The following is a 23,005-nucleotide window of genomic DNA, read 5'->3' as shown; positions in this document are numbered from 1 at the left end:
GCCCAAAGGGCTAGGAGAGGGGGCCATGGCAGGTACGCCGCGAATCGCCATCGACGCGATGGGCGGCGACGGTGGCCCCGCGACCATGATCGAAGGCGCGGTCCTCGCGGCCTCGCGTGATCCTGCACTGAATTTCCTGCTGTTCGGTGACGAATCGGCGGTCGCGGCTGAGCTGGCCCGGCATCCGACGCTCGCCGGGCGGGCAGAGATCATGCACGCCCCCGAGGCGATCAGTGGCGAGGACAAGCCGAGCCAGGCGATTCGCCGCGCCAAGACGACGTCGATGGGGCTGGCCATCGCCGCGGTTAAGGGCCATGCTGCCGACGCGGCGGTTTCCGCCGGCAATACCGGCGCGCTGATGGCGATGTCCAAGCTGGCGCTCCGCACCATGAAGGGCATTGACCGCCCTGCGCTCGCGGCGCTGCTGCCCACGCTCGGCGACAATGATCTGGTGATGCTCGACCTCGGCGCCAATACCGAGTGCGATGCCCGCAATCTCGTGGAGTTTGCGGTGATGGGCGCGGCTTATTCGCGCTGCGCGCTGGGGCTGGAACGGCCGAGCGTGCGCCTGCTCAACATCGGCACCGAGGAGCTGAAGGGCACCGACGAGTTGCGCGATGCAGCCGCGCGCCTGCGCGCCGAGGGCCATCTGCATCTCCGCTTCGACGGTTTCATCGAGGCCGACCGGCTGGGTCGCGGTGAGGCTGACGTCATCGTCACCGACGGCTTTTCCGGCAATATCGCGCTCAAGACGATGGAGGGCACCGCCCGCTTCGTCACCGATCTGCTGCGCCGGGCCTTCACCAGCTCGGTGCGGTCGAAGGTCGGTTTCCTGATTTCGCGCCCGGCAACCGATCTGCTGCGCCACCATCTCGATCCCAACAATCATAATGGCGCGGTTTTCCTGGGTCTCAACGGCATCGTCGTGAAAAGCCACGGTGGTGCCAACGTGCAAGGTGTGGCGAATGCAATCGGCGTGGCGGCAAGCCTGGTGACGAACGACCTCAACCGGCGGATTGCCGAAGACCTGGAAATGATTCGCGCGCACGAGGCCGCAGCATGACCCTGCGCGCCGTCATCAAGGGCAGCGGTTCGGCACTTCCCGCACGCCGCGTTTCCAATGCCGAACTCGCCGAAACCGTCGACACTTCCGACGAATGGATCGTCGAGCGCACCGGTATCCGTTTCCGCCACATCGCGGGCGAGCATGAAACTACCGCGACGCTGGCGACCGATGCCGCGCGCCGCGCGCTGGAAGCGGCCGGCATCGCCGCCACGGACGTAGACCTGATCGTGCTCGCCACCGCGACGCCCGACCAGACCTTTCCGGCGAGCGCGACCAAGGTCCAGGCCGCGCTCGGCATCAATGATTGCGTCGCCTTCGACGTGCAGGCGGTCTGTTCGGGCTTCCTCTATGCCATGTCGGTGGCCGACAGCATGATCCGTGGCGGCGGCGCGAACACTGCGCTGGTGATCGGCGCCGAAACCTTCAGCCGCATCCTCGACTGGGAAGACCGCACCACCTGCGTGCTGTTCGGCGATGGCGCCGGCGCGGTCGTGCTGCAAGCCGAGGCAGGCGAGGCAGGGATTCTGTCGGTCGCGCTCCATGCCGACGGCCGCCACAACCAGCTTCTCTATGTCGATGGCGGTCCCTCGACCACGGGTACGGTCGGCAAGCTCCGCATGAGGGGGCCGGAGGTGTTCAAGCATGCGGTCGTCAACCTCGCCACCGTGCTCGGCGAGACGTTGGCCAAGGCCGATCTCTCTATCGCCGATGTCGATTGGGTAGTACCCCATCAGGCCAATCGCCGCATTCTCGACGCCACCGCGCGCAAGCTCGGCCTGTCGCCAGACAAGGTGGTGGTGACGGTCGACGAGCATGCCAATACGTCCGCAGCATCGGTTCCGCTGGCTTTCGACGCGGCTGTCCGCGATGGCCGCATCAAGCGCGGTGACCTGATCGTGTTCGAGGCGATGGGTGGCGGCTTCACCTGGGGTGCTGCGGCCGTCCGTTATTGATACAGGACTCTCCACCAAATCAGGCCTTTGCGCCCGTCCCGCTGAGGCGTATGCTACGCCTCCACGGACTTGACGGAGGGGACGTTGATGACCGAGGTGGGTACACTGACCAGGGCAGATTTGGCTGAGGCGGTTCACCGCAATATCGGCCTTTCGCGCAGCGAATCGGCCGTTATGGTCGAGAAGATTCTCGACCATATGAGCGAGGCACTGGCCCGCGGCGAGAATGTGAAGATTTCGGGTTTCGGCAGTTTCGTGTTGCGCGACAAGGGGGAGCGCATGGGCCGCAATCCGAAGACAGGCGTCGAGGTGCCGATCGCACCGCGGCGCGTGCTCACTTTCCGCGCTAGCCAGATGATGCGTGATCGCATCGTCAAGGCGAGCAACTGAGCGCCAGGACGGAGCCTGCGATCGCGTGGACAAGGCCAACAACGCCTTCCGCACGATCGGCGAAGTAGCGGACGAGCTGGGGATAGCGCAGCATGTGCTGCGCTATTGGGAAACGCGTTTCCCGCAGCTCCGTCCGCTGCAACGCGCCGGCAACCGGCGTTATTACCGGCCGGACGATATGGCGCTTGTGCGGCGTATCGACCAACTCCTGCATCGCGAAGGCTATACGATCCGTGGGGTGCAGCAATTGCTGGCGGCCGACGGGAAAGAGGCGCGGCCTCTCGACCCGCAACTTGCGGCAGTCACGGCACCTATCCGCAATGATCTGATCACCTCGCTCGAATCCGTTCGCGACGATCTTCGCGCAGCATTGGCGCAATAGAAGCCCGAAGATCGGTGGCTAAAGCCGCTCCGCCGAGGAGATGGCGTCCGCTGCCCTGAGTGCCGCAAGGATACGCATCAGGTGCGTGACGTCGCGTACCTCGATCGCCAGATGGAAGGTGTGGAAGCTGGCGTCGCGGTGGACGAGCGACAGGTTGACGATGTTCGCCTGCTGGGCGCCGAGAATGCTGGCCATCACGCCCAGCGATCCCGGCTCGTTCTTGACGATCACGGCGAGACGCGCGGTGCCGCCGTCGGTGCCGTCGCCCCAGGCGAGGTCCACCCAGTCGGCGTCGCTGCCGTCGGCGAGCTTCGGGCAGTCGATCGCATGGACCTCCACCGCCTCGTCCGGGCGCCGCAGCCCGACGATGCGGTCGCCCGGCACCGGGTTGCAGCATGGCGCCAGCGTGAAGGCGACGCCGGGGGTGAGGCCCTTGATCGAAATCGCCTCGCGCTGCTGCGGCACGGGCTTGGCACCCGCGACATCGCCGCCGCCCGCACCCGGCATCAGCGCTTCCATCACCGCCGCATCGGAGATTGAGCCGCGGGCGATCGCCTCCATCAGCACATCCTGATCGGCCATGTTGAGCCGCTTCAACGCCGAGGCCAGCGCCTCCTGCCCAAGCTGCGCCGGCAGGCGACTGACGATCTCGTCATAGAATTTGCGGCCGAGCGCGATCATCTCGTCGCGCTCCTTGTGGCGGACGAAGCGGCGGATCGCCGCGCGTGCCTTGCCGGTGACGACGAAGTTCAGCCAGCCCGGCTGCGGTTCCTGCGCCTTGGATCGCAGGATCTGCACCTGATCGCCATTTTCGATCGCGGTGCGCAGCGGCACCACGCGGCTGTTGATCTTGGCGCCAACCGTCTGGTCGCCCAGATCGGTGTGGACGGCATAAGCGAAATCGACCGGGGTCGCGCCCTTGGGCAGCTGGATCAGCTCGCCCGTGGGGGTGAAGGCGAAGATGCGATCCTGGTACATCGCCATCCGCGTATGCTCCAGGATCTCCTCGGCCGATTCGGCATGTTCGAGGATTTCGAGGAGATCGCGGATCCAGTTGGCCTGTTCGTCGGGTTGGCCGCCGCCCTGCTTGTAGGCCCAGTGCGCGGCGAGGCCATATTCGGCCTGTGCGTGCATTTCGGCGGAGCGGATCTGGATCTCGATGCGGGCCTTCTCGCTGTGGATCACCGAGGTGTGGAGCGAGCGATAGCCGTTGCGCTTGGGGGTCGAGATATAATCCTTGAAGCGGCCCGGAACCATCGGCCACTTCTGGTGGATGATGCCGAGCGCGCGATAGCATTCCGCCTCGTCGGCGACGATCACGCGGAAGGCCATGATGTCCGAAAGCTGTTCGAAGCTGATGTGCCGTTCGGCCATCTTCTTCCAGATCGAATAAGGATGCTTCTCGCGGCCCGAGACGTCGGCATTCACGCCTGCACGGCCGAGCAGCATGCGGATACCCGATCCGATCCGCGAGATCCGGTCGCCGCCGCCGCCCTGCAACTGCTCCAGCCGCTTGGTGATCGACGCATAGGCATCGGGTTCGAGTTCGCGGAAGGCGAGCGTCTGCATCTCCTTCATGAACTCGTACATGCCGATCCGCTCGGCGAGAGGGGCGTAGATATCCATGGTTTCGCGGGCGATGCGTCGCCGCTTATCCGCATTGGGGATGTGGTGCAGCGTGCGCATATTGTGCAGCCGATCGGCTAGCTTGACCAGCAGCACGCGGATGTCGTCGGACATCGCCAGCAGGAATTTACGGAGATTTTCCGCCGCCCGCTCATTCTCGGTCTGCGCCTCGATCTTGCTGAGCTTGGTAACGCCGTCGACGAGGCGCGCGACATTGGGCCCGAAGGTCTTTTCGATCTGCTCCGGCGTGGCGACCGTATCTTCGATCGTATCGTGGAGGATCGCGGTCGCGATCGTCTCATCGTCGAGATGCAGGTCGGTCAGGATGCCCGCCACCTCGATCGGATGGCTGAAATAGGGGTCGCCCGAAGCCCGCTTCTGGCTGCCATGTGCCTGCATCGAAAAGACATAGGCACGGTTCAACAACGCCTCATCGGCGTCCGGATCGTAGCTTAAAACCCGATCAACAAGTTCATACTGGCGCAACACCCGGTCATGATGTGGCGCGCGAGCGCTGCTTTGCAACAAAAGAAAGCAATGGCCGGGTCAAGAAACCGCCCCGGTCGCGCAGGTGCGGCCGAGGCGGCAGTCGTGGGATGGTATCTGGATCAGCCGCGTTTGGTCACGGAATTGCACTTCTCGAGCGCGGCTTCGTCGAACGTCTTGGCGCCGGCGGAGAAGCTGGTGACTGGTCCCAGCTTGCGGGCCACGGCCGAGCAGACATTGCCGTCCGGCGACGTGCCGGTGCGCACGGCCGAGCAGCTATCGCCGACGCACGACCAGCGGAGATCCTTGACGACCAGGGTCGCCGTCGTCGGCGTCGCAAGGCCGACTCGATACATCGGCTGGACCTCTGCCCGCGCAGGCAAGCCAATGAAAAGAAGCGAAATCATGGGAAGAAGAGCGGAGCGCAACACGGAACCCTCCTTTACGTTGCTATATGCAACTTATCTAACTACATTGCAGTTTGCAACTTAAAATCCGGCCGATCCGGGCCGGTTTTGCCAGACGCTGCGGAAAGGCCTATTTCTTGGCGATGATCGAGATCGAACAGCTCAAGCGAACCGTCATCCAATGCAGTCTGCCCGCGGCGCTCGAAGCGATGGGCGAGCGCTGGTCCTTCATGATCCTGCGGGCCACCTTCAACGGCCTCAGCCATTTCGAACAGTTCCAGACAACCTTGGGCATTGCGCGCAACATCCTGGCGAACCGGCTCTCCCGGCTGGTGGAGCATGGCATATTGGAACGGCGCGATTGCCCGGAGGATCGCCGCAAGGTCGAATATCGCCTGACCGCGAAGGGCGAGGCGCTGCTGCCGACGCTGATCGCGCTGCGCCAATGGGGCGAGAAGTGGGAAGCGAACGTCCCCAACAATCCGGTGCTGGTCGATGCGCGGGACGGCAAGCCGATCGCCGATGTCGTCGTGCAGGCGCATGATGGCCGCACGCTCGGCCTGGGCGATCTGCGCTGGGTCGATCGCAGCGATCTGGAGGCGGATCAGGCGCGCTGCATCTATACGGGCGAACCGGTCGGCGCGAAATAGGCCCAAAAAAAAAGGGAGGCCGAAGCCTCCCTTTCCTTTGTTCTTCTCGGTTCAGCGAGCCTTATTCGTAATCGCCACCGATATTCTGGTTGCGCGGCGGCGCAGCGGCGGTGAGGCGCAGCGCCTCGGCCGACGCGGCCAGCGAACCGATCTCGTCCGGCGCATCGTCATCATCGACGCGCACGCGCTGCAGGTTGCCGACTACGGCTTCGTGCAGATCGTCCGGGGTGACGGTCTGTTCGGCGATCTCGCGCAGCGCGACGACCGGATTTTTATCGCGGTCGCGGTCGAGCGTGAGCTCGGCACCGCCGGAAATCTGCCGCGCGCGCTGGGACGCCAGCAGCACCAGATCGAACCGGTTCGGAATCTTGTCGACGCAATCCTCGACGGTAACGCGCGCCATCTGTCGCTCCGCTTTAATGTTGAAGCTCGGGAAAGGGTGGCGGCTAGCAGTGTGGGGACCGAGAGTCAATTTTTGGCGACGAGCCAGGCAGACAGGCCAGCCAAGGGAACCCGGATTGCGCCCGCGCGTCCTGTGGCGCATGCCATGGGGGATGAACGAGGCTGCCATCAGCGCGGACGCCGGGACGGAGCAGTCAAAGGGCTTCCTGGTCGCCGGCAACCGCCTGACATTGCTGACCGAAGGGCCGGAGCGACTGGAGGCGCTGATCGCGTTGATCGCAGGCGCGCAGAGAAGCCTGCGGCTGCTTTATTATACCTATGCGAGCGATCATGCCGGTGCCGCCGTTCGCGATGCGCTGCTGGCGGCGCTGGGCCGCGGTGTTGCCGTCTCGATCATCATCGACGGCTTCGGCAGCCATGTCGACGATGCCTTCTTCCGTCCGCTGGAAGCCGGCGGTGCAGTGCTTTGCCGCTTCATCCCGCGCTTCGGCCGGCGATTTTTGCTGCGCAACCATCAGAAGATGGTGCTGGCCGACGATGTTCGCGTGCTGATCGGCGGGTTCAACGTTCAGGACGATTATTTCCTGCCCTCGACCGATCCGGGCGGATGGCGGGATCTCGGCCTGATCATGGAGGGGCCTGGCGTACGCCCGCTCGCCGGCTATTTCCGCGCGCTCACCCGCTGGGCGCGGCGACCACGACCGCCGATGCGGGATCTGCGCCGCGCGCTGGGCCGGTGGAGCCAGTCGTCCGGCCCGGTCCGCTGGCTGCTGGGCGGGCCGACGCGGCGGCTGAACCCCTGGGCCCGACGGATCAAGGATGATTTGCGCGCCGCCAGCCGGCTCGACATGATCGCCGCTTATTTCATTCCCAACCCCGCCATGCTGCGCCGAATCGGTGCGGTCGCCAAACGCGGGCCGGCGCGGGTGGTCACGGCCGCCAAGTCCGACAATCTTTCGACGATCGCGGCGGCGCGCCACACCTATCATCTGCTGCTGAAGCGAGGGGTCGAGGTCTATGAATTCCAGCCGAGCAAGCTGCATACGAAGCTGATCATCGTCGACGACATTGTCTATATCGGCTCGGCCAATTTCGACATGCGCAGCCTTTACGTGAATCTGGAGGTGATGCTGCGGATCGAGGATCGGGCCTTTGCCGATCATCTGCGCGCCTATGTCGACGGCGAATGCGCGCAATCCGAGCAGGTGACGGAAGACGCGCATCGCAGAGCGGGCGGCTGGCTCTCGCGGCTGCGCTGGGGCCTGGCTTATTATCTCCTCGCCGTCGTCGACGTGCGGCTGACGCGCCGGCTCAATTTCGGCGTCGGCCAGGATTGAGGCCACTATGGTTGCCAAAGCGCACCACACCGGCTAAAGGCGCCGGCTTCCGCGATTCTGCAGGACTGCCCGGCCGGTATGGGCTGCCGTGGCCGTCCCATGACGTCGCATATCAGGAGACGAAAATGCCCAAACTCAAGACCAAGAGCGGGGTCAAGAAGCGGTTCAAGCTGACCGCGACCGGCAAGGTGAAGCACGGCGTTGCCGGCAAGCGCCACCGGCTGATCTCGCACAACGCGAAGTATATCCGCCAGAACCGCGGCACCGAGGTGCTTGCCGACGCCGATACGGCGCGCGTCAAGCTCTGGGCGCCCTACGGCCTGAATTAAGGGAGACTGACGGATGGCACGCGTAAAGCGGGGTGTTACCACCCGTGCGAAGCACAATCGCATTCTCGATTCGGCGAAGGGCTACTATGGCCGTCGCAAGAACACGATCCGTATCGCCCGCCAGGCGGTGGAAAAGGCCGGCCAGTACGCCTATCGCGACCGCAAGGTTAAGAAGCGTTCGTTCCGCGCGCTCTGGATCCAGCGTATCAACGCTGCGGTCCGCGCCGAAGGCCTGACCTATGGCGTGTTCATGCATGGCCTGAAGCTCGCCGGGATCGAACTGGACCGGAAGGTTCTGGCCGACATGGCGATGCACGAAGGCGCGGCGTTTAGCGCCGTCATCGCGCAGGCCAAGGCGGCCCTGCCGGAAGACGCCCGCGTCGCGGCGTAACCGGCACCAAGCCTGAAGCTCTGAGGGGCGCGGACTGCAAACGTGGTCCGCGCCCTTTGCTTATGTCCGTGACGAAGACTTGATTACCGGTTCACGCCCCGACTACGGGGTCTGGCGCCCGCCTGCGCGGGGATGACGGGGAAATTATGGCTGACCTGACGACGATCCGAACTGCGTTGCTGGCAGAGCTGGATGCCGCGAATGACCTGACGGCAATCGAACAGGTCCGTGTCACCGCCCTTGGCAAGGCGAGTGAGATCACCGCGTTGATGAAGACACTGGGCGGCATGAGCCCCGAGGAACGTCAGGTGCAGGCGCCGCTGATCCAGGGGCTGCGCACCGAGATTAGCGATGCGATCGCCGCGAAGAAGGCCGCGCTCGAAAGCGCTGCGCTCGATGCGCGCCTCGCCACCGAGACGATCGACCTGACGCTGCCGGCGTCCGCCGCCGCGCAGGGCTCGGTCCACCCGGTCAGCCAGGTGATGGACGAGCTCGCCGAAATCTTCGCCGACCTTGGCTTCGCGGTCGCTACCGGCCCGGAGATCGAGGACGACTGGCACAATTTCACCGCGCTCAACATCCCCGAGACGCACCCGGCGCGCGCGATGCACGACACCTTCTATTTTCCGGATGAAAAGGACGGGAAAAGGATGCTGCTGCGCACGCACACCTCGCCGGTGCAGATCCGCACGATGATGAACCAGAAGCCGCCGATCCGCATCATCGCGCCCGGCCGCACCTATCGTTCGGATTCGGATGCGACGCACACGCCGATGTTCCACCAGGTCGAAGGTCTGGTGATCGACAAGGGCATCACGCTCGGCCATCTGAAATGGACGCTCGAAACCTTCGTGAAGGCCTTTTTCGAGCGCGATGACATCGTGCTGCGCCTGCGTCCGAGCTATTTCCCCTTCACCGAGCCTTCGGCCGAAGTCGATGTGGGCTACACGCTGGTTGACGGCCGCCGCGTGATCGGCGGGGCGGAGCCGGATGGCTGGATGGAGATTCTGGGATCGGGCATGGTCCACCGCCGTGTGATTGAGGCTTGCGGGCTCGATCCCGATGAGTGGCAGGGCTTCGCCTTCGGCTGCGGCATCGATCGGCTGGCGATGCTCAAATATGGCATGGACGATCTTCGCGCCTTCTTCGACGGTGATCTGCGCTGGCTGAAGCATTATGGCTTCGCCGCGCTCGACGTGCCCACGCTGTCGGGAGGAGTCGGCGCATGAAGTTCACCCTTTCCTGGCTGAAGGACCATCTCGACACGCAGGCAAGCCTGGACGAGATCCTTGTCGCGCTGACGCAGGTCGGCCTTGAGGTCGAAGGTGTGGAGGATCCGGCTGCCAAGCTGGGCGCGTTCAGGATCGCCCGCATCCTGACCGCCGAGCGCCACCCGCAGGCGGACAAGCTGCAGATACTCTCGGTCGACACCGGCGAGGGCGATCCGCTGCAGGTCGTCTGCGGTGCGCCCAATGCGCGCGCGGGGCTGGTTGGCGTGTTCGGCGCGCCGGGCACCTATGTTCCGGGCATCGACGTGACGCTCAAGGTCGCGGCGATCCGTGGCGTCGAATCGCGCGGCATGATGTGTTCGATGCGTGAGCTTGAGCTGTCGGATGCGCATGAAGGCATCATCGAGCTGCCGGCGGATGCGCCGGTCGGCGAGGTCTTCGCCGAATATGCCGGGCTCGACGATCCGTTGATCGACGTCGCCATCACGCCGAACCGGCAGGATTGCATGGGTGTGCGCGGCATCGCCCGCGATCTTGCCGCTGCCGGGCTGGGTGAACTGAAGCCGCTCGATGTGCCGACGATCCGTGGCAATTTCCCCTGCCCGATCGAGATCCGCATCGAAGACGCGGAAGGCTGCCCCGCATATTTTGGCCGCGTCGTGCGCGGCGTGAAGAACGGCCCGTCGCCCGAATGGCTCGCCAATCGCCTCAAGGCGGTGGGCCAGCGGCCCATCTCGGCACTTGTCGACATCACCAATTATGTGATGCTCGATCATGGCCGCCCGCTGCACGTCTATGATCTGGCGACCCTGAAGGGCGCGTTGGTGGCTCGCCGCGCCAGGGATGGCGAGACGGTGCTGGCGCTCAACGGCAAGACCTACGCGCTCGATCCCGAAATCACCGTGATCGCCGACGATGTCGGTGTGCATGACGTTGGCGGCATCATGGGTGGCGAGCATTCGGGCGTGACCGAGACGACCACTGACGTCGTCATCGAATGCGCCTTTTTCACGCCCGAGCATATCGCTCGGACTGGCCAGAAGCTCGGTCTTACCAGCGATGCGCGCAGCCGCTTCGAGCGTGGCGTCGATCCCGCCTTCCTCGGCGACGGCCTCGCGATCGCCACCCGCCTCGTCCAGCAGCTTTGCGGCGGTGAGGCGTCCGAGGTGGTGGAAGCGGGCGAGCCGCCGCTCGCCGTCCGCACGCTCCGCTTCGATCCGAACCTGACCGAGCAATTGGCTGGGCTGGCCGTGCCGGCCGATCGCCAACGTGCGATCCTGTCGCGGCTTGGCTTCGGCGTCGACGCCGGCTGGACCGTGCTGATCCCGAGCTGGCGGCGCGATGTCGACGGCCCGGCCGATCTGGTCGAGGAAGTCGTGCGGATCGAGGGTATCGACAAGGTGCCGTCCATGCCGCTGCCGCGCGCTGAAGGTGTGGCGAAGCCGACGGCGACAGCGGCCCAGCTCGTCGAGCGCAAGGCGCGCCGCACCGCCGCGGCTCGTGGCCTCAACGAGGCGGTGACGTGGAGCTTCGTTTCGGAAGCCGAGGCTGCTGCCTTCGGTGGCGGCGCCTGGACGCTCGCCAATCCGATCAGCGAGGATCTGAAGGTGATGCGGCCGTCGCTGCTGCCGGGGCTGATTGCCGCGGCCAAGCGCAATGCCGATCGCGGTGCCACGGCGATCCGCCTGTTCGAGATCGGTCGTCGCTATCTGGCGGATGCCGAACGCCCGACCCTGGGCTTCGTGCTGGCTGGCGAGAAGTCCCCGCGCAACTGGCAGACGGGTCGCGCTACGGGTTTCGACGCTTATGACGCCAAGGCCGAAGCGATCGCGATCCTCGCCGCCGTCGGGGCGCCGGTCGATCGCCTGCAGCTGATGGAGGCGGTGTCGCCCGTCTATCATCCCGGCCGTTCGGCGAGCCTGCGGCTGGGGCCGAAGACGGTGCTGGCCGAATTTGGCGAACTGCACCCCGCGACCGCGCGGGCCTTCGACGTCGAAGGCACGGTGATTGCGGGCGAGATCCATCTCGACGCGATCCCGGCCAAGCGGGCGAGCGGCTTCATGCGCACCGCCTATCGGCCGCCGGCGCTGCAGCCGGTGACGCGCGACTTCGCCTTCCTGCTGCCTGCGGACAAGGCCGCCGACGAGCTGGTGCGCGCGGTGAAGGGTGCCGACAAGGTCGCGATCATCGACGCTCGCTTGTTCGACCTGTTCACCGGTCAGGGCGTGCCCGAAGGCCAGAAATCGCTGGCGATCGAAGTCACGCTGCAGCCGGCGGAAAAGACCTTCACCGATGCCGATCTGCAGGCGATCACCGCCAAGGTGGTCGCGGCGGCGGCGAAGCTCGGCGCGACTCTGCGCGGCTAACGATAAGACGCCCCGGCGCCATGGTGCGGCCGGGGCGTTGTGCTGTCTTATTGCAGTGGGACAGCCGTCCCGGCTAGACCCGGATCAATCCACTGATTCGGAAGCCTCTTCATGCGTCCTTTCCTGCTTGGTCTCTCCGCTCTTCTGATCCCCGGCACCGCGTTGGCGGACGATGTGCCCACCGGCCGCCTGCCTGATACCGCAGCGCCGCTCGCCTACCGGCTCAACCTCACGGTCGATCCCGAACAGCCCCGTTTTTCGGGCCACACCGAGATTGATGTGGACGTGAAGAAGGCGACCAGCACGCTCTTCATCCACGGCCGCGACCTCAAGGTGTCGAAGGCTTGGGCCAAGGCGGGCACCAGCACCATCGCCACCACTTACACTCAGGTCCACCAGCTTGGCGTCGTCCGGCTTGATTTCGCCAAGCCGCTACCCGCGGGCAGGGTGACATTGGGTTTCGACTATGACGCTCCCTTCGGCGACGGCGCCGCGGGCATGTATCGCGTCAAGGTCGGCGATCGTCATTATGCCTGGACCCAGTTCCAGTCGATCGACGCCCGCGCGGCCTTCCCCGGCTTCGACGAGCCGGGCTTCAAGACGCCCTACACCGTCACGCTGACCACCCCGGCCGATGCGGTCGCCATCACCAATGGCGCCGAGACCGGCACGAAGAAGGCCGGCGCGATGGTGACGCACAGCTACACCGTCACCGAAAAGCTGCCGACCTATCTGATGGCCTTTGCCGTCGGCCCCTTCGATGTCGTCGAGGGCAGCATCCCGGCGACCCCGCAGCGCAGCCAGCCGCTGCCGCTGCGCATCGTCGCGACCAAGGGCCAGAAGGACAAGATGGCCTATGCGCTGAAGGAAACGCCGCGCATCGTCGAGTTGCTCGAAGGCTATTTCGGCTCGGCCTTCCCTTTCCCGAAGCTCGACCAGATCGCCTCGCCGGTGATGGGCGGCGCAATGGAGAATGCCGGTGCGGTCGTCTATGACGACACGCTCATCCTGCTCGACGATGCTTCGCCCACCCGCCAGAAGCAGAATTTCGGCATGGTCGTGGCGCATGAACTGGGCCACCAGTGGTTCGGCGATCTCGTGACGCCTGCCTGGTGGGACGATATCTGGCTCAACGAAAGCTTCGCCAACTGGATCGGTTACCGCATTGGCGATCAGTGGCGGCCAGAACTGAATATCGGCGTCGGTTCGATCGACGAGGCGCTCGATGCGATGAACATCGACGCTCTCCATGTCGGCCGCCCGATCCGCGAGCCGATCACCGATAGCGGCGCGATCGACAGCGCCTTCGACGCGATCACCTATGGCAAGGGCGGCCAGGTGGTCGACATGGTCGAAAGCTATATGGGGCGCGATACCTTCCAGAAGGGCGTTCAGCTCCATCTGTCGCGCCACGCGCGCGGCAACGCCACCGCGGATGATTTTTTCGGCTCGCTGGCCGAGGCCGCGGGCGATCCGCGCATCGTCGCCAGCATGAAGGGCTTCGTCGATCAGCAGGGCGTGCCTGTGGTCGATGTCACCCGATCGGGCAGCGCGCTCACGCTCGATCAGAAGCGCTACGGCGCGATCGGCGCGGGCGCGACCCCGCCGACCGTCTGGGCGATCCCGTTCTGTGTTCGCAACGGTGGCACCAAGAGCTGCTCGATGCTCGACAAGCCGCAGGGGACGATGGAAGCCAAAGGCGAAGGCCCGCTGATGCCCAATGCCGGCGGCCACGGCTATTATCGCTTCGATCTCGACGATGCCGACTGGTCGGCACTGATAGCGACCGCGCCGACCATGCCTTCGGGTGAGGCGCTGGCGACAATCGACAGCCTGTGGGCGAGCTTCGGCGCCGGTGGCGCCAAGCCCAAGCAGCTTGTCGATGCCGCCAAGGCTTTTGCGGCGAACGCCGATTCCAACGCCGCGGTCGATGGCGGCACCCGGCTGGCCGATCTCGATCGGCGCGGGCTGGTGAGCGACGCCGGCCGACCCGGCCTCCACAAGATGCTGCTCGGCACCTACCTGCCCAAGCTCGGGCAGATCGGCTTCGATCCGGCCAAGGGGGCGCACGCGAAGAATAGCCCGGACGTGCAGAAGCTGCGCACCGATCTCGTCAGCATCGTCACCCGCGAGGCACGCGATCCGGCTACCCGCGGCAAGCTTGCCGCCGCCGCGACGGCCTATCTTGGTGGCAATGAGGCGGCGCTCGATCCGGCTTTCCTTGGCTCCGCGTTGCGTGTCCATGTCGAGGAGGGCGGTGCGGTGGCCGCCCAGACATTGTTCGAAAAGGCGATGGTGTCGACCGACGCTTATTTCCGCGGCCGCGCGATCGGTGCGATTGCCGCTTCAGGCCGGCCGGAGGTCGCGCGCTGGCTGATCGGCAAGATGGGCGACAGCCGCCTGCGGTCGAGCGAGAAGGTCAGCATCGTCGCCAACACCACTTCCGTGCTGGCGACGCAGGATATCGGCGTGGACTATCTCACCGCCAATTTCGGCAAGCTTGCCCGCGAAACCAACCTGACCAGCGTCAATGCGATGTTGTCGATCCCGTCGGCGGTGTGTTCGGTCGAAAAGGCCGATGCGCTGGCGACTGCGCTCAAGCCCCAGGTGGCCGCCTTTGGCCGTGGTGCGTTGACGCTCGACCGCACGATCGAGAAGGTGCGGAGCTGCGGCGCGCTCAAGGCCGCCCGTGGCAAGGAACTGGACGCGACTTTCGGTAGCTGATCCTGAAACCGTCATCCCGGCCTCGTGCCGGGGTGACGCTCAACCGCGGCGGATCATTCTGCGCGCGGCCCCGGCCATTGCAGCCGGGACGATGTGACGACGTGGTGCTCGACGAATTCCGGCCGCTCGATCAGGAAGCGGTCGTCTTCGGGATAATAGCGCGCGCGCTCGACATCCTCGCCGGCGAACAGACGGATCGAATCCATCGACCGCCACCAGCTCAAGGTCGTGAGCTCGGTGGTGCCGTCCCCCAGATCGCGCGTGGCGATCTGGAAGCCGATATTGCCGGGCGTCGACGCATAGTCCATCGCGCCGGTGCGGCTCACATAAGCGAGATAGGTCGCCGCATCGGCGGTGCGGATGCGCCCCGCCCAGCGTCGCAGGATGATCGTTCCGTCGATCGCGTCGGCAGCCATGGTTCAGGCTTTCCTTATGGAAGAGTCCTCTCGCACGCAGGCCAGCCCGATCGCTACGCGCCGACGCTTTGTGGCTTCAAACAGAATCGCCGGCAAGCGCGCGATCCTTTGCAGCGCGATAGCCACAGTATCGGCCCAGATCTGGTGGCTATCGGCCCATTCATGTCCCAGAAAATCGTCTCTCATGGCCCTGCTCCTGACTATGCAGTGGCATGAAACTGATCTTCGTCGGGCTTTCGCACAACGCGATATCCGGCATGACTTGATAAGGAGAGCTTGGGGTAAAAGCCGTTTGCCTAGCGGATTACCCCAGCAGCGGCGCGCTCGGCCAGGCGGTCGATCGCAGCGGCGTGGATACCCGGCGTCGCGGCGAGGATGCCGAATGCCTCGCCCTTGGTGGAGTTGTAGCGCAGCGGCCGGCCGAGCGCGTCGGTGACGGTGGCGCCGGCTTCCTGCGCGATCAAAGCGGCGGCGGCGATGTCCCACTCATGGCCCCAGCGCAATGTTGCCAGCAGATCGGCCTCGCCCGCCGCCACCATGCCGATGCGGAGCGCGATCGAATTGGGCTTGTCGACCGCGACCAGATCGAAATCGACCTTGGGTAGGCTATCGGCCGGCACCCGCGCGCCGTTGAAGCTGGTGCGGCCACTCACCATGAGCGGTAGGCCGTTGCGGGTCGCGCCCATGCCGGCCTGCGCGCGCCAATGTTCGCCGCGAGCCGGGGCATCGAGCACGCCGATCAGCGGGCGCCCGCCTTCGACCAAAGCGATCGACACCGACCAGCCCGGCCGCCCGCGCAGGAAATCGCGCGTGCCGTCGATCGGATCGACCACCCAGGTCCGCACGCCGAGCAATCGTTCGGCGCTGTCGACGGTTTCTTCCGAAAGCCAGCCCGCCTCGGGATCGAGCTTCGTCAGCCGCTCGCGCAGCATCGCGTCCAGCTCGAGATCGACATCGCATACCGGATGGCCGGGCACCTTCTCCCAGCGGCGATAGTCACTTGCGCCGCGCCCGAGCGCCAGTTGGCCGGCCTCCGCCGCGATCGCGCTGACGGCGTTGAGCAGGGTGTCAGGCGCCGGCAATCGTCAATCCGTCGACGCGCAATGTGGGAACGTCGGTGCCGCGCCGGAATTCCAGATCATTGGCCGGCGTGATGTTGCGGAACATGTCGATCAGATTGCCGGCGATGGTGATCTCGGCCACCGGCTCGGCGATCTGGCCGTTACGGATGACGAAGCCCGATGCCCCGCGGCTATAATCGCCCGTCACGGGGTTGACGCCCTGGCCGATCAGTTCGGTCACATAGAGGCCGAGCTTCACGTCCGCCATCAGCTCGGCGGGGCTCAGCGGGCCGGCCGCCAGATAGACATTGGTGGCGCCCGCGCCGGGAGCGCCACCGATGCCGCGCACCGCATGGCCGGTCGGTGCCATGTCGAGCTGGCGGGCGGAAGCGGAATCGAGCAGCCAGGTCGTCAGCACGCCATCGGCGATCAGGTCACGCGGGCTGGTCGGCAGGCCTTCTCCGTCGAACGGCTTGGAACGCAGGCCGCGGACCCGGTGCGGATCATCGCGAATGTTGATGCCCGGCGCAAAGATCGCTTCGCCCAGTTTGCCGAGCAGGAAACTCGTCCGCCGGGCGATGGCGGCGCCGGTGATGGCGCCGGTGAGATGACCGACGAGGCTCGCGCCGGCGCGCGGATCATAGACCACCGGCATCGCTCCGCTGGCGAGCTTGCCGGGGTTGAGACGCGCCACCGCACGCTCACCCGCGCGCCGGCCGATCGCGTCCGCCGCCTCGAGATCGGCGAAATGGCGGGTGCTGTGATAGGCATAGTCGCGCTGCATCCCCAGCCCCTCGCCCGCGATCACGCTGGCCGAATTGCCATAGCCGGTCGTGCTGTAGCCGCGCGTGAAGCCATGGCTGGTGGCGAGCGCGATCACCGAGCGCCCGGCCGATGCGCCGGCACCCTCGCTGTTGGTGACGCCGGCGATGCTGCGCGCCGCATCCTCGGCCGCCAGCGCGCGTTCGCGCAGCGCGGCGGGCGAAGGATCGCTGCCGTCGTCGGATTCGAGTGTGGGTGCGTCGCCGCCGAACAGGCGATCGGCGGGTGCCAGGCCGGCCCACGGATCTTCGGGCGCTTCGCGCGCCATCGCCACTGCGCGTTCGACGAGCGCCGCCAGTGCGTCCGCCGATAGGTCGGAGGAGGACACGCTGGCCGATCGGCTGCCGACGAAGACACGCAGACCAATGTCCTCGCCTTCCGAGCGCTCGACATCTTCGAGCTTGCCTAGCCGCACCGATACCTGGGTGGAGGCATCGCAGACATAAAGGCCATCGGCGGCATCGGCGCCGGCCTTGCGGGCGGCCGCGACCAGGGTGGCGACGCGATCTTCGGCTTGGGAGACGGTTAGCATGTCCCGGACTTAGGAGCGGCAGCCGGCAACGTCACCCCCAAAAGATCAGCTTCCGCCGACAACGCCGCAGGCCAGGAACATCAGCAGCCCGGCGAAGCGGTTGGAACGGAACTTGGCGAGCGCGTCTGCCGCATCCTCGACGCGGAGCGTCGCGACCTGCCAGATCAGGTGGATCGCGATCGGGATCATGCCTGCAAGCGCCAGCATCTGCGGACGGATCGTCCAGATCGCCGCCGTCCAGCACAGCAGCGCGATGGCGTAGCAGATCGCGACACCGAGCCGCGCATGATCCCCCAGCGCGCGGGCGGAGGATTTCACCCCGGCCAGCGCATCATCCTCGATATCCTGCAGCGCATAGATCGTGTCGTAGCCGATCACCCAGAAAATGCCGCCGCCATAGAGCAGCAGCCCCGGCAGCTCGATCCGCCCCGTCACCGCCGCCCAGCCGACCAAAGCGGCCCAGGAAAAGACGAGGCCAAGCCACGCCTGCGGCCACCAGGTGATCCGCTTCATGAATGGATAAGCCGCGACGAGGGCGAGGCTGGCGATCGCCACCCCTTGCGCGAACCAGTTGAGCTGCAGATTGACGAGCTGACCGACTAGGCAGAGCGCGATCAGGAAAGCCCAGGCGGTCTTCAGCGACAGGCGCCCGCTGGCGAGCGGCCGGCTCCGCGTGCGTTCCACCTTCCGATCGAGATCGCGGTCGACGATGTCGTTATAGACGCAGCCGGCGCCGCGCATCACCAGCGCGCCGGTCGCGAATAGCGCCAGCAATTGCCAGCTCCATGGGGCGCCGGCGAGCGCGATTGCCCAGGCGCCCGGCCAGAAGAGCAGCCAGGCCCCGATCGGCCGGTCGAAGCGACCGAGCTGAACCAGATCGCGCGTCCGCGACGGCAGCGCCGCCACCATCGCGCGCTGTTCGGTATCGGGAACGATCGCAGAGGGGGCGGTGTCGGGCAGGGGTTCGGACATGAGGGGCTTCTAGGACGGCAAGCCAGCCTTGTCATCGCCGGCTCGCGCGTTCAAAAGCGCCGCCATCGTCGGAGGAACGCATGACCGTTACCCAGTCGCTGATCGCCTTTGTCATTGCGGCATGGCTGCTCGCCATCACGCCGGGGATCGATACGGCGATGGTGCTCCGCACCGCCGCGGTGGAAGGGCCGCGGCGCGCACTGCTGGCGGTGATCGGCATCTGCCTTGGCTGCCTGACCTGGGGCGCGGCCGCGTCTGCCGGGCTCGGCGCGCTGCTCCACGCCTCCGAAATGGCCTATACCGCCGTCAAATGGGCCGGTGCCGCCTATCTCACCTGGATGGGCGTGAGCCTGCTGTTCCGCCCACGTCAGCGCTTCGATGCGGCGGCGGGTGACGGGCAGGTGCCGGCGGGCAGCGGGATGGCGAGTCTGCGACGCGGCCTCATCACCAACCTGCTCAACCCCAAGGTCGGCGTCTTCTACGTGACCTTCCTGCCGCAGTTCGTGCCCGCGGGCATGGCGGTCGCGCCGTGGAGTTTCATGCTGGCGGTGATCCAGCTTCTGATCGGCGCGCTGTGGCTGACGGTGCTGATCGCCGCGACGGTGCCGCTCGGCCGGATGCTGGCGCGGCCTGCCTTCATCCGCCGGCTCGATCGGGTGACGGGCGGCGTCTTCATCGGCTTCGGCGTCAAGCTGGCCCTCTCCCAGCGCTGACGCCCCAACGCCGAAGCTTGTCACAAGGCGGAAAATCCGGCTTCATCCCGCCCGAGCCGAAGGGGGGAGGAAGCCATGTTCCGCGCCGTCGCCGCTGTCGCCGTCATTGTTGCGCTGTCCACGCCCGCCGCACTTGCCGCCCAGGCGGGCGGGGAGGCGATGCGCCACCAGATGCCGCCCGGTTTCAAGCTCGGCTATGAAACGAGGCAGGGGCCGATGCACCTTGTCGAACTGGTGCCTGCGGCCGAGACCGTAGACAATTGGACCAAGATGGTGACGCTGCAGACCTTCAGCGGCGGCATCCAGCGCACGCCCGCACAACTGCTCGATTTCATCGCCAAGGGCTTTGCCGATGCCTGCCCGAACATGGCCAGGGACCCGATCACCAGCGAGACCATTGACGGTCTTGCCAATGCTTTTCTGTCGATCCGCTGCCCGCGCAATCCGGCGACGGGCAAGCCGGAAAATGTCATCTTCCGGGCGATGCAGGGCCGCGACAATTTCTATGTCGCGCAGGTCGCCGTGCGTTATCCGGCACCAGCGAAGGAAGCCGCCGCGGATCATGCCTGGCTGCGCGCCGTCGCCATATGCGACGCCAGCCGTCCGACGCCGGCCTGCGCGACGCACTGAGCCGGCTCGACTTCGGGCGCCACTCGCGGCAGGGAGGCATCATGCCCGCCACCCCCGCCTGGCCGCCGGCCAGCACGCCTCGTCTGTTCATCGATAGCGCCTTGGGCGAAGGCATGGCTGTGCCGGTCGATGGCGCCGCCGCCAACTATCTCGGCAATGTCATGCGGCTGAAGGAAGGCGATCCCGTCCGGCTGTTCGACGATCGGACCGGCGAATGGCTGGCGGAAGTGTCGTCCGTCAGCAAGCGTTCGCTCACGCTCGCCATCACCGCGCAGCTTTCCGTGCGAGAAGATGTGCCGGACCTGTGGCTCGTCGCCGCGCCAATCAAGAAGGGGCGGATCGACTGGGTGGCGGAAAAGGCCTGCGAGTTGGGTGTCGCGCGGCTCGTGCCGGTCATCACCCGGCGCACGATCGTCGATCGCCTCAATGTGGAACGGCTGCGCACCCACATGATCGAGGCCGCCGAGCAATGCGGGCGGACGGCGCTGCCTGAGATTACGGAGCCGGTGAAGCTGGGGGCGCTGCTGCGCGACTGGCCGGCCGATCGTACGCTCTATTTCGCCGACGAGGCAGGCGGCCTGCCGTTTGTGGATGTCGCCAAGCCCGGCCCCGCGGCGATCCTGGTCGGCCCGGAAGGCGGTTTCACCGATGAGGAGCGCGTGGCGATCCGCGCGGTGCCCGGCGCCACCGGCACCTCGCTCGGCCCTCGCATCCTCCGCGCAGAAACCGCGGCGGCGGCGGCGATAGCGATCTGGATGGCGGCCGCGGGCGACTGGCGTTCGGAAAGTCGTTGAAAAATACTCGATAGATGCCATCCTGCCGGCTTCATCACTTCGGTGGGGGAAAACCGGATGAGCGACCCGAACAGCAGCCCAAATGCGGGCTTCGACTTCAATCACCCGACGATCGTGGCCCTGCTTTATCTTGCAAGCTTCGTTGTCGGCATCACCGGCATCGTCGGTGTCGTCCTGGCTTATGTGTGGCGGGGCGAGGCAGCCGGCAATTGGGAAGCCAGCCACTACACGTTCCACATCCGCACCTTCTGGATCGCGTTTATTGCCAGCATCATTTCCTTTCCGCTGATGCTGGTCGGCATCGGCTTCCTGCTGCTGTTGGCGATCGCCGCGTGGGTGATCGTGCGGTCCGTGCTCGCACTGCTTGCTGCGCAAAAAAGACAGCCGATCGCCAATCCCGAAAGCTTTCTCTGGTAAGAGCATGCGCTGGGGCCGGAACAATCCGTCCGTCCCCAAGTGCAACTGATCGCTAGCTAAGGGCGGCGCCGCTCGCTATGGGCGGCCCATGAGCACGCGCACGGAATCGGGTCAGGACGATCCCCTGATCGAAGGTCGCGACGACCTTCTTGCCATCTTCGCGAAGGGCGAAAAGCCGCGCGAACGCTGGCGCATTGGCACCGAGCATGAAAAGTTCGTCTATTGGCTGAACGATCATCGCGCGCCCTCCTATGAGGAGCCGGGCGGTATCCATGCTCTGCTGATCGGCCTCACCAAATATGGCTGGGAACCGGTCTATGAGGGCGAGAATGTCATCGCGCTCGCAGGGCCGGACGGCAATGTCAGCCTGGAGCCGGCGGGGCAGCTCGAACTGTCCGGCGCACCGCTCGAAAATCTGCATCAGACCTGCGCGGAAACCGGCCGTCATCTCGAACAGGTGAAGGCCGTCGGCGACCGGCTGGGCATCGGCTATCTCGGCCTCGGCTTCTGGCCGGACAAGACGCGCGCCGAACTGCCGATCATGCCCAAGGGCCGCTACGGCATCATGCTGCGCCACATGCCGCGCGTCGGCAATCTCGGGCTCGACATGATGCTGCGCACCTGCACCATCCAGACCAACCTCGATTATTCGAGCGAGGCGGACATGGTGAAGAAGTTTCGGGTGTCGCTGGCGCTCCAGCCGCTGGCCACCGCGATCTTCGCCAACTCGCCTTTCACCGAGGGCAAGCCCAACGGCTATCTCTCCTATCGCAGCCATATCTGGACGGACACCGATCCGCACCGCACCGGCATGCTGCCCTTCGTGTTCGAGGATGGCTTCGGCTACGAACGCTATGCCGATTATATGCTCGACGTGCCGATGTATTTCGTGTTCCGCAACGGCGGCTATGTCGATGCGGCGGGCCAGAATTTCCGCGATTTCCTGAAGGGCGAACTGCCCGCGCTGCCGGGCGAGAAACCGCGCCTCGGCGACTGGACCGATCACCTCTCCACCGCCTTCCCCGAAGTGCGGCTGAAGAGCTTCCTCGAAATGCGCGGCGCCGATGGTGGGCCGTGGGGGCGGATCTGCGCGCTGCCGGCCTTCTGGGTCGGCCTGCTCTATGACCAGACGGCGCTCGACGCGGCGTGGGACGAGGTCAAGCACTGGACGATCGAGGATCATCACCGCATCCGCGCCGAGGTGCCGAAGCTTGGCCTGCAGGCAAAGGGACCGCGCGGGCGGACCTTCCAGCAGCTCGGCAAGGAAATCCTCACCATCGCCGATGCGGGCCTGTCCGCGCGCGCGAAGCTCAATGGCGCCGGCGACAGCGAACAGGGCTATCTCGATCCCGTCCGCGAGATCATCGAATCCGGCAAGACGCCTGCCGAGCGCCTGCTCGACAAATATCATGGCGAATGGGGCGGCGACGTTTCCCGCGTTTATGAGGAAATGCGCTTCTAGCCTTGGCCGCGCCGATCAGGCGGGAATGGGTTCCAGCTCATCCCAGATCGGGCCGATCAGGATGCGGAAGAAGGCTTCGTCGGCATAAAGCCGCTCGCCCGAAAGCCGCTCCTCGCCGAAGGTGAGGATGCCCAGGATGCGGTGGCGCGTGGCCGGCCCGTCCGCGGCCTTCAACGTCACGTCATATTCCTGGATGACGCCGGCATCGCCGACCCATTCGTCGCGCAGGTCGAACCCCGCGATCAGCGGCATCACGGTGTCGATGAAGTGGCGGTAATAGCGCCGGGTGCGGTCCATGCCGGTGAAGCGGCGGCTTACGGGGTAGAAATCATAGACCGGCTCGCCTTCCAGCGTCGCCAGGATCGCGTCCATGTCGCCGCTGCCCTCCGCTTCGGCATGGCGGTGCGCGGTGACGATCAGCGACAGGATCGATCGGGTCATGGCTGCG

At 65.8% G+C, this 23,005-nt stretch carries 25 protein-coding genes; 16 read left to right on the top strand and 9 right to left on the bottom strand.

The window, feature by feature from the left end; translation table 11 throughout:
• Positions 1-25: 25 nt before the first annotated feature.
• From plsX to ACFB49_RS18860, 4 genes are all read left to right on the top strand, one after another.
• Positions 26-1,063 (top strand): phosphate acyltransferase PlsX, encoded by a 1,038-nt coding sequence (gene plsX, locus ACFB49_RS18875; RefSeq protein WP_380872859.1) that lies wholly within the window; start codon positions 26-28, stop codon positions 1,061-1,063.
• Positions 1,060-2,019: a beta-ketoacyl-ACP synthase III gene (locus tag ACFB49_RS18870; RefSeq protein WP_380872857.1), complete on the top strand. Its 960-nt coding sequence runs from the start codon at positions 1,060-1,062 to the stop codon at positions 2,017-2,019. Before plsX ends, ACFB49_RS18870 begins: the two co-directional genes overlap by 4 nt.
• Positions 2,020-2,106: 87 nt before the next feature.
• Positions 2,107-2,409, top strand: coding sequence for an integration host factor subunit alpha (locus tag ACFB49_RS18865; protein WP_380872856.1), 303 nt, complete (start codon positions 2,107-2,109; stop codon positions 2,407-2,409).
• Between the two features lie 25 nt (positions 2,410-2,434).
• Positions 2,435-2,791: a MerR family transcriptional regulator gene (locus ACFB49_RS18860; protein WP_380872855.1), complete on the top strand. Its 357-nt coding sequence runs from the start codon at positions 2,435-2,437 to the stop codon at positions 2,789-2,791.
• An 18-nt stretch (positions 2,792-2,809) separates the two neighbouring features.
• On the opposite strand, the gene ACFB49_RS18855 is transcribed toward ACFB49_RS18860, so the two are convergent.
• Together ACFB49_RS18855 and ACFB49_RS18850 are read right to left on the bottom strand one after the other, a co-directional pair.
• Entirely contained in the window at positions 2,810-4,906 is a 2,097-nt protein-coding gene (locus ACFB49_RS18855) for a RelA/SpoT family protein (protein WP_380872854.1), read from the bottom strand.
• Between the two features lie 119 nt (positions 4,907-5,025).
• Positions 5,026-5,259 carry a hypothetical protein gene (locus ACFB49_RS18850; protein WP_380872853.1) on the bottom strand — a complete coding sequence of 78 codons (234 nt, stop codon included), beginning with the start codon at positions 5,257-5,259 and terminating at the stop codon, positions 5,026-5,028.
• Positions 5,260-5,453: 194 nt separating this feature from the next.
• Here ACFB49_RS18850 and ACFB49_RS18845 point away from each other — a divergent pair, with 194 nt between their 5' ends.
• A complete protein-coding gene (locus ACFB49_RS18845; protein ID WP_380880036.1) occupies positions 5,454-5,960 on the top strand; it encodes a winged helix-turn-helix transcriptional regulator in 507 nt (168 codons plus the stop codon).
• 61 nt (positions 5,961-6,021) lie between these two features.
• Here the strand turns inward: ACFB49_RS18845 and rpoZ are convergent, their stop codons facing one another.
• The gene (gene rpoZ / locus ACFB49_RS18840) at positions 6,022-6,363 is read right to left on the bottom strand and encodes a DNA-directed RNA polymerase subunit omega (protein WP_380872851.1); all 342 of its coding nucleotides are present in this window, start codon (positions 6,361-6,363) and stop codon (positions 6,022-6,024) included.
• 151 nt (positions 6,364-6,514) lie between these two features.
• Here rpoZ and ACFB49_RS18835 point away from each other — a divergent pair, with 151 nt between their 5' ends.
• From ACFB49_RS18835 to ACFB49_RS18810, 6 genes are all read left to right on the top strand, one after another.
• Positions 6,515-7,699, top strand: coding sequence for a phosphatidylserine/phosphatidylglycerophosphate/cardiolipin synthase family protein (locus ACFB49_RS18835; protein ID WP_380872850.1), 1,185 nt, complete (start codon positions 6,515-6,517; stop codon positions 7,697-7,699).
• Positions 7,700-7,824: 125 nt separating this feature from the next.
• The gene (gene rpmI, locus ACFB49_RS18830) at positions 7,825-8,028 is read left to right on the top strand and encodes a 50S ribosomal protein L35 (RefSeq protein ID WP_200971293.1); all 204 of its coding nucleotides are present in this window, start codon (positions 7,825-7,827) and stop codon (positions 8,026-8,028) included.
• A gap of 13 nt (positions 8,029-8,041) precedes the next feature.
• On the top strand, positions 8,042-8,419 hold the full coding sequence (gene rplT / locus ACFB49_RS18825; protein WP_380872849.1) for a 50S ribosomal protein L20: 378 nt from the start codon (positions 8,042-8,044) through the stop codon (positions 8,417-8,419).
• A 146-nt stretch (positions 8,420-8,565) separates the two neighbouring features.
• Positions 8,566-9,648 (top strand): phenylalanine--tRNA ligase subunit alpha, encoded by a 1,083-nt coding sequence (pheS, locus tag ACFB49_RS18820; protein ID WP_380872848.1) that lies wholly within the window; start codon positions 8,566-8,568, stop codon positions 9,646-9,648.
• Entirely contained in the window at positions 9,645-12,014 is a 2,370-nt protein-coding gene (gene pheT, locus ACFB49_RS18815; protein WP_380872847.1) for a phenylalanine--tRNA ligase subunit beta, read from the top strand. Before pheS ends, pheT begins: the two co-directional genes overlap by 4 nt.
• A gap of 111 nt (positions 12,015-12,125) precedes the next feature.
• Positions 12,126-14,738: a M1 family metallopeptidase gene (locus tag ACFB49_RS18810; protein WP_380872846.1), complete on the top strand. Its 2,613-nt coding sequence runs from the start codon at positions 12,126-12,128 to the stop codon at positions 14,736-14,738.
• A gap of 53 nt (positions 14,739-14,791) precedes the next feature.
• Here the strand turns inward: ACFB49_RS18810 and ACFB49_RS18805 are convergent, their stop codons facing one another.
• The 5 genes from ACFB49_RS18805 to ubiA form a co-directional block, all read right to left on the bottom strand.
• Complete coding sequence (locus ACFB49_RS18805) at positions 14,792-15,154, bottom strand: hypothetical protein (RefSeq protein ID WP_380872845.1); 363 nt, start codon at positions 15,152-15,154, stop codon at positions 14,792-14,794.
• A 3-nt stretch (positions 15,155-15,157) separates the two neighbouring features.
• The gene (locus ACFB49_RS18800; RefSeq protein WP_380872844.1) at positions 15,158-15,340 is read right to left on the bottom strand and encodes a hypothetical protein; all 183 of its coding nucleotides are present in this window, start codon (positions 15,338-15,340) and stop codon (positions 15,158-15,160) included.
• Positions 15,341-15,450: 110 nt separating this feature from the next.
• Positions 15,451-16,236, bottom strand: a complete 786-nt coding sequence (locus ACFB49_RS18795) for a 3'(2'),5'-bisphosphate nucleotidase CysQ (RefSeq protein ID WP_380872842.1) — start codon at positions 16,234-16,236, stop codon at positions 15,451-15,453.
• Positions 16,223-17,569: a TldD/PmbA family protein gene (locus ACFB49_RS18790; protein WP_380872841.1), complete on the bottom strand. Its 1,347-nt coding sequence runs from the start codon at positions 17,567-17,569 to the stop codon at positions 16,223-16,225. Before ACFB49_RS18790 ends, ACFB49_RS18795 begins: the two co-directional genes overlap by 14 nt.
• 45 nt (positions 17,570-17,614) lie before the next feature.
• Entirely contained in the window at positions 17,615-18,541 is a 927-nt protein-coding gene (ubiA, locus tag ACFB49_RS18785) for a 4-hydroxybenzoate octaprenyltransferase (RefSeq protein WP_380872839.1), read from the bottom strand.
• A gap of 80 nt (positions 18,542-18,621) precedes the next feature.
• On the opposite strand from ubiA, the gene ACFB49_RS18780 reads away from it, so the two are divergent.
• From ACFB49_RS18780 to ACFB49_RS18760, 5 genes are all read left to right on the top strand, one after another.
• On the top strand, positions 18,622-19,254 hold the full coding sequence (locus tag ACFB49_RS18780) for a LysE family translocator (RefSeq protein ID WP_380872838.1): 633 nt from the start codon (positions 18,622-18,624) through the stop codon (positions 19,252-19,254).
• A gap of 75 nt (positions 19,255-19,329) precedes the next feature.
• Entirely contained in the window at positions 19,330-19,884 is a 555-nt protein-coding gene (locus ACFB49_RS18775) for a hypothetical protein (protein WP_380872837.1), read from the top strand.
• Positions 19,885-19,925: 41 nt separating this feature from the next.
• Positions 19,926-20,678, top strand: coding sequence for a 16S rRNA (uracil(1498)-N(3))-methyltransferase (locus tag ACFB49_RS18770; protein WP_380872836.1), 753 nt, complete (start codon positions 19,926-19,928; stop codon positions 20,676-20,678).
• Positions 20,679-20,735: 57 nt separating this feature from the next.
• Complete coding sequence (locus ACFB49_RS18765) at positions 20,736-21,095, top strand: DUF4870 family protein (RefSeq protein ID WP_380872835.1); 360 nt, start codon at positions 20,736-20,738, stop codon at positions 21,093-21,095.
• Positions 21,096-21,183: 88 nt separating this feature from the next.
• Positions 21,184-22,557: a glutamate--cysteine ligase gene (locus tag ACFB49_RS18760; RefSeq protein ID WP_380872833.1), complete on the top strand. Its 1,374-nt coding sequence runs from the start codon at positions 21,184-21,186 to the stop codon at positions 22,555-22,557.
• A gap of 15 nt (positions 22,558-22,572) precedes the next feature.
• Here ACFB49_RS18760 and ACFB49_RS18755 read toward each other — a convergent pair whose 3' ends face one another.
• On the bottom strand, positions 22,573-22,998 hold the full coding sequence (locus tag ACFB49_RS18755; RefSeq protein WP_380872832.1) for a hypothetical protein: 426 nt from the start codon (positions 22,996-22,998) through the stop codon (positions 22,573-22,575).
• Between the last annotated feature and the right edge of the window lie 7 nt (positions 22,999-23,005).

The sequence above is a fragment of the Sphingomonas sp. DBB INV C78 genome (genome assembly GCF_042693015.1).
In the GTDB taxonomy this organism is placed as follows: Bacteria; Pseudomonadota; Alphaproteobacteria; order Sphingomonadales; family Sphingomonadaceae; genus Sphingomonas_E.
Note: the sequence above shows the minus strand (reverse complement) of the source record. Positions and strands in the feature narration are given on the sequence as shown.